General features: G+C 37.0%; 16 protein-coding genes. 2 read left to right on the top strand and 14 right to left on the bottom strand.

Going from position 1 to position 14524, the window contains the following annotated elements; genetic code table 11:
* Positions 1-49: 49 nt before the first annotated feature.
* The 7 genes from ABC228_RS13295 to ABC228_RS13265 all read right to left on the bottom strand — a co-directional run bounded on the left by ABC228_RS13295 (position 50) and on the right by ABC228_RS13265 (position 4428).
* Positions 50-199: a hypothetical protein gene (locus tag ABC228_RS13295; RefSeq protein WP_345825632.1), complete on the bottom strand. Its 150-nt coding sequence runs from the start codon at positions 197-199 to the stop codon at positions 50-52.
* 34 nt (positions 200-233) lie between these two features.
* Positions 234-1052, bottom strand: a complete 819-nt coding sequence (locus ABC228_RS13290; protein WP_345825631.1) for a MerR family transcriptional regulator — start codon at positions 1050-1052, stop codon at positions 234-236.
* 29 nt (positions 1053-1081) lie between these two features.
* A complete protein-coding gene (locus ABC228_RS13285) occupies positions 1082-2425 on the bottom strand; it encodes an MATE family efflux transporter (protein ID WP_345825630.1) in 1344 nt (447 codons plus the stop codon).
* A 185-nt stretch (positions 2426-2610) separates the two neighbouring features.
* Positions 2611-2865: a spore coat protein gene (locus ABC228_RS13280; RefSeq protein WP_345825629.1), complete on the bottom strand. Its 255-nt coding sequence runs from the start codon at positions 2863-2865 to the stop codon at positions 2611-2613.
* Positions 2866-2876: 11 nt separating this feature from the next.
* Entirely contained in the window at positions 2877-3062 is a 186-nt protein-coding gene (locus tag ABC228_RS13275; protein ID WP_345825628.1) for a hypothetical protein, read from the bottom strand.
* A gap of 203 nt (positions 3063-3265) precedes the next feature.
* Positions 3266-4003: a cupin domain-containing protein gene (locus ABC228_RS13270; RefSeq protein ID WP_345825627.1), complete on the bottom strand. Its 738-nt coding sequence runs from the start codon at positions 4001-4003 to the stop codon at positions 3266-3268.
* Between the two features lie 155 nt (positions 4004-4158).
* Positions 4159-4428, bottom strand: a complete 270-nt coding sequence (locus ABC228_RS13265; RefSeq protein WP_345825626.1) for a spore coat protein — start codon at positions 4426-4428, stop codon at positions 4159-4161.
* 205 nt (positions 4429-4633) lie between these two features.
* Between ABC228_RS13265 and ABC228_RS13260 the strand changes: the two genes are divergently transcribed.
* Positions 4634-5143, top strand: a complete 510-nt coding sequence (locus ABC228_RS13260) for a ferritin (protein WP_345825625.1) — start codon at positions 4634-4636, stop codon at positions 5141-5143.
* 285 nt (positions 5144-5428) lie between these two features.
* Here the strand turns inward: ABC228_RS13260 and ABC228_RS13255 are convergent, their stop codons facing one another.
* Entirely contained in the window at positions 5429-6031 is a 603-nt protein-coding gene (locus ABC228_RS13255; protein ID WP_345825624.1) for an NAD(P)H-dependent oxidoreductase, read from the bottom strand.
* A 120-nt stretch (positions 6032-6151) separates the two neighbouring features.
* On the opposite strand from ABC228_RS13255, the gene ABC228_RS13250 reads away from it, so the two are divergent.
* Positions 6152-6583 (top strand): MarR family winged helix-turn-helix transcriptional regulator, encoded by a 432-nt coding sequence (locus ABC228_RS13250; protein ID WP_345825623.1) that lies wholly within the window; start codon positions 6152-6154, stop codon positions 6581-6583.
* A gap of 219 nt (positions 6584-6802) precedes the next feature.
* On the opposite strand, the gene rlmD is transcribed toward ABC228_RS13250, so the two are convergent.
* The 6 genes from rlmD to putP all read right to left on the bottom strand — a co-directional run bounded on the left by rlmD (position 6803) and on the right by putP (position 14368).
* Positions 6803-8179, bottom strand: a complete 1377-nt coding sequence (gene rlmD, locus ABC228_RS13245; RefSeq protein WP_345825622.1) for a 23S rRNA (uracil(1939)-C(5))-methyltransferase RlmD — start codon at positions 8177-8179, stop codon at positions 6803-6805.
* An 88-nt stretch (positions 8180-8267) separates the two neighbouring features.
* A complete protein-coding gene (locus ABC228_RS13240) occupies positions 8268-9182 on the bottom strand; it encodes a diacylglycerol kinase (protein WP_345825792.1) in 915 nt (304 codons plus the stop codon).
* A 216-nt stretch (positions 9183-9398) separates the two neighbouring features.
* On the bottom strand, positions 9399-10829 hold the full coding sequence (gene gatB / locus ABC228_RS13235) for an Asp-tRNA(Asn)/Glu-tRNA(Gln) amidotransferase subunit GatB (protein ID WP_345825621.1): 1431 nt from the start codon (positions 10827-10829) through the stop codon (positions 9399-9401).
* On the bottom strand, positions 10826-12295 hold the full coding sequence (gatA, locus tag ABC228_RS13230; protein WP_345825620.1) for an Asp-tRNA(Asn)/Glu-tRNA(Gln) amidotransferase subunit GatA: 1470 nt from the start codon (positions 12293-12295) through the stop codon (positions 10826-10828). The genes gatB and gatA overlap by 4 nt, the downstream gene beginning before the upstream one ends.
* A gap of 63 nt (positions 12296-12358) precedes the next feature.
* Positions 12359-12652 (bottom strand): Asp-tRNA(Asn)/Glu-tRNA(Gln) amidotransferase subunit GatC, encoded by a 294-nt coding sequence (gene gatC / locus ABC228_RS13225; RefSeq protein ID WP_345825619.1) that lies wholly within the window; start codon positions 12650-12652, stop codon positions 12359-12361.
* A gap of 177 nt (positions 12653-12829) precedes the next feature.
* The gene (gene putP / locus ABC228_RS13220; RefSeq protein WP_427902232.1) at positions 12830-14368 is read right to left on the bottom strand and encodes a sodium/proline symporter PutP; all 1539 of its coding nucleotides are present in this window, start codon (positions 14366-14368) and stop codon (positions 12830-12832) included.
* Positions 14369-14524: the final 156 nt, after the last annotated feature.

The raw sequence follows: 14524 nt of genomic DNA, 5'->3' as shown, positions 1-14524 counted from the left end.
TTACGTGTTGCTGTCATTTTTTAGTAAATGCAATTCATTATAACAAATGCTACGAAGAATTCACAACTTGTCTTTTATTCTTGAATGAACCCGAAGAGATTTCCTCAAACCCAGTCGAGACAAGTTTTCCAACATGAAAAATCCCCCGAATTCGCAAATCGAATTCAGGGTTGATACTCATTTTACCTTGTATATCCATCAGCATCCTCCCTCTTTTGTAGAGGTTAAAGATGCTATTGTTGAATTTGTACGGATAGTTTAATCAAATACTTTTCAGAGCCTTTAACAGATAGCTCATCCAGGAGTATATCCTCATAAAAGAAGCCTTTCATACTAAAATCATGCTCGGTGGCGTATTGAATTAAATTTTGATAGGTTTGTCCGATATTAGAATACCCTTCCGTATGATAGGCAACCAAGTAAGTTCCTTTCTCCACTCGATAATTCGCATAATCAGGAGTATCTACTCTAGTAAACAGATGATCATATCTAGCGGTTTCACCTTCGAGAATGCTCTCCACTCGTATCATCCATCCTTCTGTTGCGGATGGTTCAATATGATTTTCCTCCAGGTAATGATAATGATACTGGATGGAATCATAGATATTCTTGTCTTGTGTTAATGGTTTAGCGTCGGTAATGACAAAGAATTCCTCTTCTTTCGATTCCAGGACAATATCCGACGTACACAATTCCATTGCTTCCTTTGTTACATTTATTTTCTCTACAATTCTTTTTCTCATTTTATCAAGAGCATTAATCTTTGCAGTAATCGACTTTTCTTCCTTTTCGAGTAAGTGAATAAGACTTTCAGGCGATCTGTGATCAAGAAAACTTTTAATAGCCTTTAATGGCATACCCAGCTCTTTCAGTGTCGTAATAACATAAAAAACATCCGATTGATAGATGGAATAATATCGATATCCATTTGTAGCAACTATCTCTGGAGAAAAAATACCAACCTTATCATAATAAAATAACGTATCTTTACTAACCCCCATTAGTTTGGCAAATTGCCCTGTCGTTAAATGAATTTGTGGGTTTATGGGCATAAAAGATACACCTCTCTCTTCATTCTCGTTTAGATATAATGATAAACCTTTCGATTACGAAATAAGAAGATAACACAAACAACAATCGATAGAAATTCAGCTAATGGTACAGCGATCCATATTCCATTTACTCCAATGAGTACCGGTAATACCAATAAACCTATCAGAACGAATACTAGTGTTCGTAAAAATGATATTGCTGCTGAAATTCTTCCATTGGATAGAGCAGTGAACAGCATCGAAGTAAAGATATTCACTCCCATAAATAAAAAACTAACACAAAATAGTTGAAATCCATCTGCGGCTATATGATACACTTCACTCCCCTTATCCACCATAAACTGAATGAGAAGTGGCCCTAGTAAAAAAGAAAGTCCTAACATAATAATGGAGCTACTAAGAATAACCAATATGCTATATTTAAAGATACGTTTTAATTGGATAACATTTTGACTCCCATAATTAAAGCTGATAATTGGTGCAATTCCAGCTGAATACCCCATAAAGATTGGCGTTAAAAACATCATAACATAGAGCATAATCGCAACTGCAGCAACTCCATCTACCCCAATATAATGAAGCATTAGGAGATTAAAAGCAAAGGTTACTACGGAAGAGGATAGATTCGATACCATTTCAGAAGAACCATTCATACAGCTTTTTAAGAATACCTTCCAGTCTATCTTTGGTCTCACAAAATGGAGGTGATTATGCTTAGCTGAGAAGAAATAAATCATTCCGGTAATTGCCGGTATCGCAATTCCGATGGCTGTTCCAATTGCAGCACCTGCAATCCCCATTTCCATAACAACAATAAAAACGTAATCCAAAGCAATGTTTGCTCCCCCACCTATTAGTGTGATCACCAAACTTAAATTTGGTTTCCCAGCTGCCACAAAATAATTTTCAAACATCATCTGGATGATAAGCAGTGGGCTAATAGCTAATAGTATCGTTGCATAGGTAAACGTATAGTCAAATAGCTCATGACTTTCTCCTGCTCCGAGCAGCTCTAACAACGGCCGAATAAATACTAATCCTAAAATCGTGATGATCAAACCAATTATCGCTCCACATATAACAATAAAGGTAAAGTTACTTCTAGCTTCTGGATAGTTATTCTCCCCCATTTTCTTGGCAATGATTGCACTTCCACCCGTTCCAAGCATTAGAGCAATTGCCATAATCAATGTAAAAATCGGCATAAATATATTAATGGCAGACAATGCCGTTGCATTAATAAACCGTGCTACAAAAATACCATCAACCATTGTATAAATAGAAATAAATAACATGACACCAATGGTTGGAGCTGCGTATGCTAGTAATGATCTTAGGGTGTATTCTTTTTCTATTCCTCTTACCACAGCCATATTTTTCATCCCCCATATTTTGTAATCAATATTGATATCCTAAAGTATGGGGTTACACCATAGTCAAGAGCGAAGTATAAATTTACTATGAAAAAGAACTGGATCCATTATGGGTCCAGTTCGGATTTATATTTAGCTATTAATTTTCAACATATTGTTGTGTTAATTGCTTTGGAACAATAATGTTATTGTTCAGATGACAATTGTGCTTTTAACTGCTGTATCACTTCTTGAGAAGCTAGGGCTGCTGGATTATAATAACCTTTTTGAAGTGCGTATTGGTATACAACTCTTTGACGAGATTCATCTTGATTTCTCATATTTATTAATGTTTGTCTAAGTTCAGAATTATTTGCTTGCGTAATCATCGTTGCATATCCGGTCAAACTAGCATTTAACCCAGCCAAATAATCACTTACCATCTCTTTATCTTGTAGCATGAAATAACCTCCTATCCCAAAAATGTCATAAGTTGTTGTTGTGCTTGCTTTGCTGCTTGAGCATCTCTTTCCAAAATAGTCTTTAACTCTGGATCTGTACAATTATGGGCGTATGCTTCTAGTTTTTGTACTACTAATCCATGGCCACCAATAAGGTGACGCAAATTCTCAACCTCTAACTCTGTTAAGTTATTCAATAATGTACCTCCTTTATATAGATTCATGTATAATTTGCCCCTATTCTAAAAAGTAATGAATAGATATTTTGAGATTTCATTATGCATTCTTGCAAGAGTTCATTCAGTTGTGACATAGTCAGCTATTACAAAAAAGAGATACGAAAAGTAAGTGATTTACACTCTTTTCCTATCTCTTTTTGCAATATCCTATTTTCTTTTTTCTACATATTTTTACTCTGCTGAAGAAGCATGGATTCTCCTGTACGTTCCCATTCTTCTACTGTTTCATAAGCCTTTTCAGGTGAAAAACCCTTTCCAACGAGTACACCCATTAAAATAAATTCTTGCAGAATGTGCGTCATATTTATTCCTCTTTTAACATCCTCTAAGCCTTCTTCCACCAAATATTCAGTATATTTTATCCATTCATCTGGCGTTCTGCCAAAAACATCAGAATTACTATTACTGTGTCCATGACCTTCTTCTGCATCTATTGCATCCTCTTTGGTAACATGAACAGTGCCGAAGGGATGATTAGGCGGAGCATATATGGAATAGAGCTTTAGAGGTATATTTCCTGTATTTATTACATTATGCCATGTTCCCGCAGGTACCATAATAGCGGAATCATCAGTAAGATGTCTTTCAAAGTTCAAATTATTTTTACTATTACCCATTTTAACCAATCCTTGACCTTGTTCAATCCGTAAGAATTGATCAACATCCGGATGTATTTCTAACCCAATATCATCACCAACATTGATGCTCATTAAAGTTACTTGCAGATGTGTTCCCGTCCACAAAGCTGTCCGGAATGTGTTGTTTTGCTTGGCTGCTTCATTGATATTTACAACATATGGTTTTGAACCATAATCTTTTAATATAATCTTTTCATGACCTTCGGAAGTACGAAAAGATTCAAATCGATTTACAGGCCCTTGCTCATTGGAATAGTTCAAATAACCAGAATACCCCCCGAAGTGATACATAGGTATAGGAACATAATAAGGATATTGCCCCCGACACTCATATAGGTAATAGTTCATGCTTCTCAATCCTTTCAATTTATAATAATCAGTTACCAAAATACAAAATATAGCTGAACTTCTATCCGCTAGTAATTGTTATAGATTGAATAGCCTCTAAAACCACTATAATAAGGATAACCGTAACCATATCCATAAGGAGAAATGATTGCACTGCCTAACAATCCTCCTAAAACCCCTCCAAGAAATGGCCCTCCAAATCCATATCCATACCCGTACGGTCTTCCGAATCCATATCCAAATGGTCTAGGTCTTCCAAATCCATATCCATATGGTCTTCCAAATAATCTGCTTTGTCGCTCTGTATGAAAATGGTCATAAATCACTTCATTATTCATCTTTTTTCCTCCTCAGCAAGTTATTTTTATAATGAAAACACCCACTTCTTTCTTAAGTAAGATATGTAATAAAAATAAATATGTATGGGTATCCCCCCATAAAACTCACCATATTCCCCTAAAAAGTTGTTAGGCCAAGGTACCATTATTTAGTTGAGTCTATAAAATAAAGTTGAATGACTTTTGAAATAGGAGTGAATAAAGTATGAACGAAGAGCTTCAGAAATTGTTCAATAACTTAATACAAATTGAACATTTATCTACAACGTTATATCTTGCCATGTCTTCCTATATGGGGAGACTGAACTTAACTGGGATGGCTCATTGGCTAAGATTACAATCTGAAGAAGAAAGGACCCATTTACTTACCTTAATTGATTTTGTTGTTAATCGGGATGGTACTGTACAACTGAATAGTATCCCAGCACAACAAAGTGACTTTGGTACACCATTAGAAACGTTTCAGAAAGTATTGGCACATGAACAGTATGTAACAAACTCATACCGTCAAGCGTTCAATTATACTAATCAAGTAGACCCTCAAGCTGCTGTAATTATTCAGGACTTTCTAAGAGAACAAATAGACGAAGAAGCACAAGTTAAAACAATTGTCGATCGTCTACAAATCGCCGAAAATAATCCTTCAGCTCTTCTGTTATTAGATCAAGAATTAGGAGCTAGAACCAATACAGCAACTCCTCCGGCAGCAGGTTAAAAGTCTTCTTTCTATGTTTGATGCCTCTATCAGAAATGTAGTAAAAATGAGTGAAAAGCACGAAAAAGACCCGGTAATTAGAAATTATTTTCTTCCTAAAAAACTGGGTCTTTTTATAGATAAGCAATGTCTGATTTTAGACATCAACTCCAATATAGCGATGCACTCAACAAGTGTTTTAATAGGCAGATGATACTACACACATAAATATTGTCATTGCATATGGGTGTGCCCCCTTCCCTCACTATATTCCCTCAATTCACTCTCACCAACTAGCGATTATTTTTATGAGGTTAAGCTATGGCTATTCAATTTTTGAAAATATTTATATACTCTTTCTATTTTTTCAACCTGCTTCCCCTTTGCACTTTCCATGTTCCCAAACTCAAGAAATTTCACCTTTTTAATGCCAACGTATTGAAACAATGCCTTACGCATCAAAACTTTATGAGCGTTATTTAGCCAAAACATGGGATAAAGGGTCGGACCTTTCATTACCGAAATACAGACGACTGATTTACCTTTTAACAACCCTTCTGGTAACAACTTACCGTTATCTTTGTAAGCAAACCCTGAAGCAAACATTTTATCAATATAACCCATTAACATAGCTGGTGGCCTCCCCCACCATATAGGATAGATAAAAATAATCTTTTCAGCCCATGATAATTGATTACGATATTTTTCTAACTCTGGATCTTTATACATATCTCTTCTCTTCTTATTCTCCCCAAATGTAAGGATTGGATTAAAATTCTCACCATATAAGTCTAAGACCTGAACATTCTGGATAGCATGATTTTCCTTACACCCTCGAAGTACCCCTTGTAAAAACGAGTAACTCAAGCTTTGGTGATTGGGATGGGTAAAAACAATTAAAACATTCATAAAAAAACTCCCCTTTAGTTATCATTTGATAACTAAATGGTACCATCCATCTAATTTAGTTGTCAATTGATAATTGTTTTTTGATAATAATTTTGATATTTTGTAATTGAGGTGATTTACATGGACAAAGGTAAGCTTTTCCAACAGTTCGTTCGATTTACGTCATCTGTGCATCAAGTGACAAATGATATGACAAAAGAAATAAAAATTGAAAACATAACTACCGTTCAATACAAAATATTAGAATTCATTACGGTTAGCCAACCTGTAACTCTCAGTGAAATCAGTGAATGCTTGCATTTATCTTTACCTAATTCTAGCCGTGAGTTAAAAAAATTAATTCAAAGTCAACTATGCGAAAAAATTATTGATTCAAATGATCGTCGAAAGTTTGACATTTGTCTTACAGAAAATGGAACGGTACTAATGAATAAAGTGTTTCGACAGCTTGAATTAAATTTTCAAGAGCGAATTAAAAATTTGACAGATTCCGATCTAAAAGAAATTGAAGAGGCCATTAACATTTTACAAACTAAGTTTTTGAGTAGATGAAATGGAAAGGAAAAAACGAAACATATACGAACTCATCTGTGAATTTTTTTAAAGTTATAATTTAACTCATAATGCCATACGAAAGGACTTATCGTATTTACTTTTTTATGTAAAAGTAAGAACCCGGGGGGCAAAAAATCCCCCGAATTATTACTCCGAGGGAACATAAAACACACTTCTATATTTAGTTAACAACCACTAAACCCATTGATATCAAAGCTATTTCAACTCTAACAACGCCACACACTCCACATGCATACTCTGCGGAAACATATCGACTGGCTGTGCTTCTTTTGTTTCATATCCACCATCTTCTAAAATCCGCAAATCACGTGCAAGGGTGGATGGATTACAGGACACATAGACGACTCGCTTCGGCCTCATTTCAATCATTGCTTGAAGCAATCCTTCATCACAGCCTTTACGAGGAGGGTCAACGACAATGACATCTGGTCTCAGCCCCTCTTTCTTCCATTTTGGCATAACTTCCTCTGCTGTTCCAACCTCAAACTCAACATTTGTCATTCCGTTTAATTTCGCATTCTCTTTTGCATCCTCGATTGCTTCCGGAACAATCTCAACACCGTAAACTTTTTTGGCTTTCTTCGCCAAGAATAATGAGATGGTGCCAATTCCACAATAGGCATCAATAACTGTATCATGCTCATCGATTGCTGCATATTCCAACGCTTTTTCATAGAGTCTTTTAGTTTGTGTTGGATTCACTTGATAGAAGGACTTTGCTGAAATTGCAAAGCGAATGTCTCCGATAGAATCATAAATATATTCCTCACCCCAAAGCACGGTTGTCTTATCTCCCAAAATTACATTCGTACGGGCAGGATTAACATTATGGATAATTGATTTAACATTTGGATAGGTTTCGGTTAATTCACGGATGAATTCATTTTTATACGGTAGTTCCTTCGTACGTGTAATTAGTACAATCATCGTTTCTTTAGTCTCTTGACCAGTTCGAACCATGATATGACGTAATACACCACGATGACTTTTTTCATCATACGCTTCGATACCAATTCTATCCGCAATTCGTCGAACAGCTTCGACCATTCGGTCATTTAGATCGTCTTGAACAACACAGGTATCCATATCTTCAATAATATGATGACTTCGCATTTGGTAAAATCCCGTAATCAATTCACCGTCTTTCTCCCCTACTGGAATCGAAACCTTATTCCGGTAACGCCAAGGATCTTCCATTCCAATCGTAGGGTGAACCGGTACATGCTCTAGATGGGCAACTTTACGTAGAACGTTTTTTACTTGCTGTTGTTTCATAGACAGCTGCAAATTATAGCTCATATGCTGAATCTGACAGCCTCCACATTTATAAAATACATCACAAGGCGGTTCTACTCGTTCTGGACTAGGATTTTTTACTTCTAGCAACTTTCCAAATCCAAAATTTTTATTTACTTTCACTACCTTTACCTGCGCTTCTTCACCTGGTAGACCGTACGGAACAAATAACGGATAGCCATTTATTTTACCAACGCCATTTCCTTCATGTGTTAAGTCTTCAAAGCGTATGGTAACCGTATCATTCTTCTTAACTGGTGTAGATTGTTTTGCCATTTATGTATCTTCCTTTTTCGTTCTGATTTATTGCTTCTTATCTTATCATACCTTGTAAATCCATTTATATGAAACGAAAGGAGACTACTTAATCTTCAGTAGTCTCCCTATTAAAATAGGATTCTGGTACAAAGAATTCAATATGCTGCTGAAGATTACGGAATTCCCCTGGTAGCAATCCACCATATTCACCATCAATATTTAATTGCATCTTATCGGTTGGTGTTACCGTAATATGTTTCGCTTTTGCATAGATGACATGCTTGTCCTCTAAATGAGCTCCTCGTAATGCCAATGTCGCAATTCGAATAAACTCTGCCAGATTTGTTTTCCGTAATATTAATAAGTCAAAATAACCATCATTTAAACATGCATCTGGTGCTAGCTTCTCAAATCCACCCACTGAATTCGTATTGGAAATTAAAAATAACATAATATCTTCTTCTATTTCATTTCCATCGTATTCTATTTTGACGTGAGTTGGCTTTAAGGAAGGAAGCATTTCAATTCCTTTTACATAATATGCAAGTTGTCCAATCATTGTTTTAAGCTTACTAGGTACGTCGTACGTTAACTCGGTAAGCTTTCCACCACCTGCAATATTAATGAAGAACTGGTTGTTCACTTTACCTATATCTAAAAGCATGGAATAATCCTCTAGAATAATATCCACTGCTTTTTGTATATCGCGTGGGATTGTTAATGCCCTTGCGAAATCATTGGTTGTTCCTACTGGAATAACCCCTAGCCTTGGTTTATATTCCTGCTCAGCTAGTCCATTAATTACCTCGTTAATCGTGCCATCTCCACCAGCTGCAATTACAATATCGTATTGACGTTCAACGGCAGTTCTGGCAGCTTCTATTGCATCACCTTCACCCGTAGTGGCATGTGCAGACGTTTCATAACCTGCTTTTTCAAATTTCTCCAAAACAGCCGGTAATTCTTTCTTAAACGCCTCACGACCTGAAGTCGGATTATAAATTATACGGGCTCTTTTCATCATACATGTCCCCTCTCCAATGCTACATTATGCCATAATCCTCATAATTAGTATCTATATTAATGATTGGATAAATTCGCATGTATTTCTATCATATCCATATTTTGTGAATTTGAAAAGATTTTTATCATGCTACTTAGAAGATTTGGAATCGAGAACATTATCAGAAGAAAGGCTAGACTACTTTTTACTAATAGTCTAGCCCCACATAACTTTTTATCGCTTATCCATTTCCTCAATCAAAATCTTATTAACCATTGGAGGATTTGCTTGACCTTTTGTTGCTTTCATTACTTGCCCAACTAAAAATCCTAGTGCACGATCCTTCCCATTTTTGTAATCAATAATTGATTGTTCATTGTCATTGAGTATTGCCGTGATTACTTCACGCAATTGGCCCTCATCTGATATTTGAACCATACCCTTATCTTTTACAATTTGTTCTGGATCACCACCATTTTCAACTAATTCTGCAAATACTTTTTTCGCAATTTTAGAAGAGATGGTTCCATCCTCAATTAACGTAATCATTTTGCCTAACGCATCTGGTGTAAGGGCTAATTCATGTAATTCCTTATAGTGCTTATTCATGTAGCCAGACACTTCGCCCATTAACCAGTTAGAAGCCTGCTTTATATCAGCACCTTGTTGAATCGTTTCTTCAAAGAAGTCGGCCATCTCCTTCGAACCAGTTAGCATGGATGCATCATACTCAGATAGACCTAACTCGTTAATATAGCGTTGTTTACGTGCATCTGGAAGCTCAGGAATTTCATTACGAATTCTTTCCTTCCATGCATCGTCAATATATAAAGGCACTAAATCTGGTTCTGGGAAATAACGGTAATCATCTGAACCTTCCTTTACACGCATTAGGATGGTTTCTTTTGTTTTCTCATCATAACGACGAGTTTCCTGTAGAATTTCGCCACCTGAAAGCAATACTTTTTCCTGACGCTTCTCTTCAAATTCGAGTCCCTTTTGAACAAAGGTAAATGAATTTAGATTTTTCAATTCTGCTTTCGTACCAAATTTCTCTTGTCCATAGGGACGAAGTGAAATATTGGCATCACAACGTAGCGAACCTTCCTGCATCTTCACATCCGAAACACCCGTATATTGGATAATGGTTTTTAGCTTTTCTAGATATGCATATGCTTCTTCCGGAGTACGCATGTCCGGCTCGGATACAATTTCAATTAATGGTGTTCCTTGACGGTTAAAGTCTACATAAGAATAGCCATCATCACCATGGGTGAGCTTACCTGCATCCTCTTCTAAATGCACGCGCGTAATTCCGATTCTTTTCTTCTTGCCACCGACTTCAATTTCAATCCAACCATGCTCGCCTATTGGTTGATCAAATTGTGAGATTTGGTATGCCTTCGGATTATCTGGATAGAAGTAATTTTTACGGTCGAATTTTGTATCGGTTGCAATTTGACAATTTAGAGCCATCGCAGCCTTCATTGCAAAGTTAACTGCCTCTTCATTTAATACCGGAAGTACTCCAGGATATCCTAAGTCAATCGGATTCACATTTGAATTTGGTTCTGCTCCAAACGCATTTGGGCTCGGACTAAATATTTTACTTTTTGTTTTCAGCTCAACGTGTACTTCTAAACCAATAATTGTTTCGAAATTCATGCCTTTGCACCTCCTAGTTGAGGTCGTTTTGTATGGTGATCTGTTGCTTGTTCAAATGCATGTGCTGCACGGAATACCGTACTCTCATCAAAATGCTTTCCAATGATTTGTAGACCAATTGGAAGACCTGCCTCTGATAATCCACATGGAACAGAGATTCCTGGAACGCCAGCTAAGTTTACTGGAATGGTTAAGATATCATTTGCATACATCGTTAATGGATCATTAATTTTCTCGCCAACCTTAAATGCAGGTGTTGGTGTTGTAGGCCCAATAACAACATCATATTCCTCGAATATTTTTTCAAAATCATTCTTAATTAATGTACGTACTTTTTGTGCTTTTTTATAATAAGCATCATAATAGCCAGAGCTTAAGGCAAAGGTTCCAAGCATAATACGTCGCTTCACTTCTTCCCCGAAGCCTTCACTACGAGACTTTTTAAACATATCAACCATATTATCTGCGTTTTCCGAACGAACGCCATAGCGAACACCATCAAAGCGCGCTAGGTTTGCCGATGCTTCAGATGAAGCTAGTAAATAATAGGTTGAGACTGCATATTTAGAATGCGGCAGAGAAACCTCTTCCCAAGTAGCTCCAAGTGATTCATAGACTTTCAGAGCTTCCATCACTGCTTCACGAACCTCAGGATTAACACCTTCTGCTAAGTACTCTTTCGGAACCGCAATTTTTAATCCGTTAACATCACCTGTCAACGCTTCTGTATATGTTGGGACTTCCACATTTGCACTAGTAGAATCCATTTTGTCATGACCTGCAATTACTTCTAGTACTCGTGCATTATCTTCAACCGTACGTGTTAATGGTCCAATTTGATCTAGGGAAGATGCGAAAGCAACTAATCCAAAACGGGATACAAGACCATAGGTAGGCTTCAAACCAACCACACCACAGAATGCTGCTGGCTGACGAATGGAACCACCAGTATCAGAGCCTAATGAGAAAAGAACCTGACCTGATGCAACCGCTGCTGCTGATCCACCACTAGATCCTCCTGGTACATAGTCTGTATTCCAAGGATTACGAGTTGGCGTATAACTTGAATTCTCATTAGAGGAACCCATTGCAAACTCATCCATATTTAATTTTCCTACTGTCACGACTTTCTCAGCATTTAGTTTTTCCACTACAGTTGCATCGTAAAGAGGATCATTAAAATTACGTAAAAATTGACTTCCACAAGTTGTGCGCAGTCCTTTTGTTACGATATTATCTTTAATTCCCACCGGAATTCCGAATAACTTAGCAGTTGTATCCGAACCGTTATCTAATTCTTTTGCTTTTTGACGTGCGTTTTCTTCATCTAATGTTAAAAATGCGTGAACCTGGTCATCAACTTCATGAATACGATTATAAGAAGCCTCAACAAGGTCACTCACGGTAATTTCTTTATTATGTAATTTTGCTTCTATTTCTTTTATGCTGTTATCAAACAATGACATCGATTTCCCTCCTTATTCTTAGAAAACTGGCTTTGTTGGGCATGTGCAGCCGAAAATTCGTTGTTAATCGGCCAGAATTGATGGTACCCGGAACTGCCCATCCTTTTGATCTGGAGCATTCTTCAATGCATCCTCTCTTGTAATCCATTGTCTAGGCTCGTCCTTACGCATGACGTTCTTCAAGTCTAAGACGTGGGTAGTTGGCTCAATTCCATCCGTGTCTAATTCATTTAGTTGCTCTGCAAATGTAATTATGGAGCTTAATTGCTCCGTAAACATCTCTGCTTCTTGCTCCGTAATTTCAAGACGTGCTAAATTTGCAACGTGCTTCACTTGATCCTTTGTAATTTCTGCCATTCTTTGCACCTCCATTAATCTATCGTGATTAGTTTATCATTATCTTTTGGACAATTAAAAAACTGCTACAATACTATTGATAATAGCAGAATTTACTAGGGATAGGCAACTTTTCAAGCAATGAAACCATATAAAAAAGGCCACTCCTTAAATAAGAAGTGACCTAATTAATCAAAATTATTTTAACTGTGCTAACGTCTCATCAAATTCAGATTCCATTTCACTTGTCGTTTTTCCTAGTAAGCTGACAATTACGGTAACGATTAAGTTAAGAATAAATCCTGGAACGATTTCATATAAATCGAAAATTCCACCTTCCAAGTATCCTCCCCATACGATAACGGTAACCGCACCAGCGACAATACCCGCTAATGCTCCGTTACGTGTCATACGTTTCCAGAATAATGCTAGAATAATAGTTGGACCGAAGGCGGCACCAAATCCAGCCCAGGCAAAGTCAACTAGCTCTAACACAGAGTTTTCTGGGTTCATCGCAAGTAATGTTGCAATTAATGCAATAACACCTGTCGCAATTCTTCCAACCCAAACAAGTTCTTTGTCCGTCGCTTTTTTACGGAAAATAGCTTTGTAGAAATCCTCTGCTACGGCAGAAGAAGAAACCAATAATTGTGAATCAATTGTACTCATGATTGCTGACAAGATAGCAGCCAATAGAATTCCGGCTATAACAGGATGGAATAAAAGCTGTGTAAAGGCGATAAAGATTGTTTCCTCATTATCAAGTACTTGCATTCCATTTTCCTCAACAAGCTTAATGCCATATTCACCTAACTGCGATACGTCCTGTGTTCCAATGAACGCAATACCAATGAATCCAGTAAATACTGCACCATACAACCCTAGAATCATCCATGTCGTTCCGACGAATTTTGCTTTAGGTACATCTTTTGGTGAACGCAATGCCATGAAGCGAACTAGAATATGTGGCTGGCCAAAGTATCCTAATCCCCAAGCAGCACCTGAGATAATGGCAATTGTTCCGGCAAACGTACCAACCCCTGCTAACATATCCAGAAGTGCAGGATCTACATTACCAATTGCTTGAACAGCAGCATCCCAACCACCAATTTCATTTAAAGCAACAATTGGTACAACAATTAACGCTACAAGCATTAATATACCTTGGAAGAAATCTGTCCAAACTACCGCTAAAAATCCACCTAAGAACGTGTACGACACAACTACAATAGCACCAATCCATAGTGCTGTATTATAGGATAAATCAAATGAAGATTCGAATAGTGTTGCTCCTGCAACCATGCCCGAAGATGTATAAAAGGTGAAAAATAATAGAATAACAAGTGCAGAAATTACACGGAGTATATGAGACTTATCTTTAAAGCGATTCTCCAGAAAATCTGGAATCGTGATTGAGTTATTCGAGACTTCTGTATATACACGTAATCTCTTGGCCACGAATTGCCAGTTTAAATAGGCACCAACTGCTAGCCCAATGGCCATCCAACCACCATATGCTCCACCAAATCCGGAAACATAAATAGCACCAGGTAATCCGAGTAGTAGCCAACCACTCATGTCAGAAGCTCCTGCACTTAATGCGGCAACACTAGGACTGAGTGAGCGTCCACCTAACACATAATCTGATAAATTATTAGTTCTGTAATACATGACAATACCAATAACTAGCATTCCAATTAAATATACAATAAACGTAGCTAATACTGTAAAGTCCACTTCCTAATCCCCCTTTTTCGTAAACAACGAAACAATTGAAAATAAAATTAATAATGGCATTGGAACAAACATCCAAAACCACGTAGCACCAGATAGAGCATATTCTTCCATCTCTGCATCCCCTTTCTTATTTATCCATACTCCTATCTATTATTT

The sequence above is a fragment of the Ornithinibacillus xuwenensis genome, from assembly GCF_039614845.1.
GTDB lineage: Bacteria > Bacillota > Bacilli > Bacillales > Amphibacillaceae > Ornithinibacillus > Ornithinibacillus xuwenensis.
This window is presented reverse-complemented; position numbering and strand designations above follow the sequence as displayed.

What these genes read in the sequence shown, in the direction of transcription:
- ABC228_RS13295 (WP_345825632.1), bottom strand. Translation starts at nt 199, where the DNA reads ATGGATATACAAGGTAAAATGAGTATCAACCCTGAATTCGATTTGCGA.
- ABC228_RS13290 (WP_345825631.1), bottom strand. Translation starts at nt 1,052, where the DNA reads ATGCCCATAAACCCACAAATTCATTTAACGACAGGGCAATTTGCCAAA.
- ABC228_RS13285 (WP_345825630.1), bottom strand. Translation starts at nt 2,425, where the DNA reads ATGGCTGTGGTAAGAGGAATAGAAAAAGAATACACCCTAAGATCATTA.
- ABC228_RS13280 (WP_345825629.1), bottom strand. Translation starts at nt 2,865, where the DNA reads ATGCTACAAGATAAAGAGATGGTAAGTGATTATTTGGCTGGGTTAAAT.
- ABC228_RS13265 (WP_345825626.1), bottom strand. Translation starts at nt 4,428, where the DNA reads ATGAATAATGAAGTGATTTATGACCATTTTCATACAGAGCGACAAAGC.
- ABC228_RS13260 (WP_345825625.1), top strand. Translation starts at nt 4,634, where the DNA reads ATGAACGAAGAGCTTCAGAAATTGTTCAATAACTTAATACAAATTGAA.
- ABC228_RS13255 (WP_345825624.1), bottom strand. Translation starts at nt 6,031, where the DNA reads ATGAATGTTTTAATTGTTTTTACCCATCCCAATCACCAAAGCTTGAGT.
- ABC228_RS13250 (WP_345825623.1), top strand. Translation starts at nt 6,152, where the DNA reads ATGGACAAAGGTAAGCTTTTCCAACAGTTCGTTCGATTTACGTCATCT.
- rlmD (WP_345825622.1), bottom strand. Translation starts at nt 8,179, where the DNA reads ATGGCAAAACAATCTACACCAGTTAAGAAGAATGATACGGTTACCATA.
- ABC228_RS13240 (WP_345825792.1), bottom strand. Translation starts at nt 9,182, where the DNA reads ATGAAAAGAGCCCGTATAATTTATAATCCGACTTCAGGTCGTGAGGCG.
- gatB (WP_345825621.1), bottom strand. Translation starts at nt 10,829, where the DNA reads ATGAATTTCGAAACAATTATTGGTTTAGAAGTACACGTTGAGCTGAAA.
- gatA (WP_345825620.1), bottom strand. Translation starts at nt 12,295, where the DNA reads ATGTCATTGTTTGATAACAGCATAAAAGAAATAGAAGCAAAATTACAT.
- gatC (WP_345825619.1), bottom strand. Translation starts at nt 12,652, where the DNA reads ATGGCAGAAATTACAAAGGATCAAGTGAAGCACGTTGCAAATTTAGCA.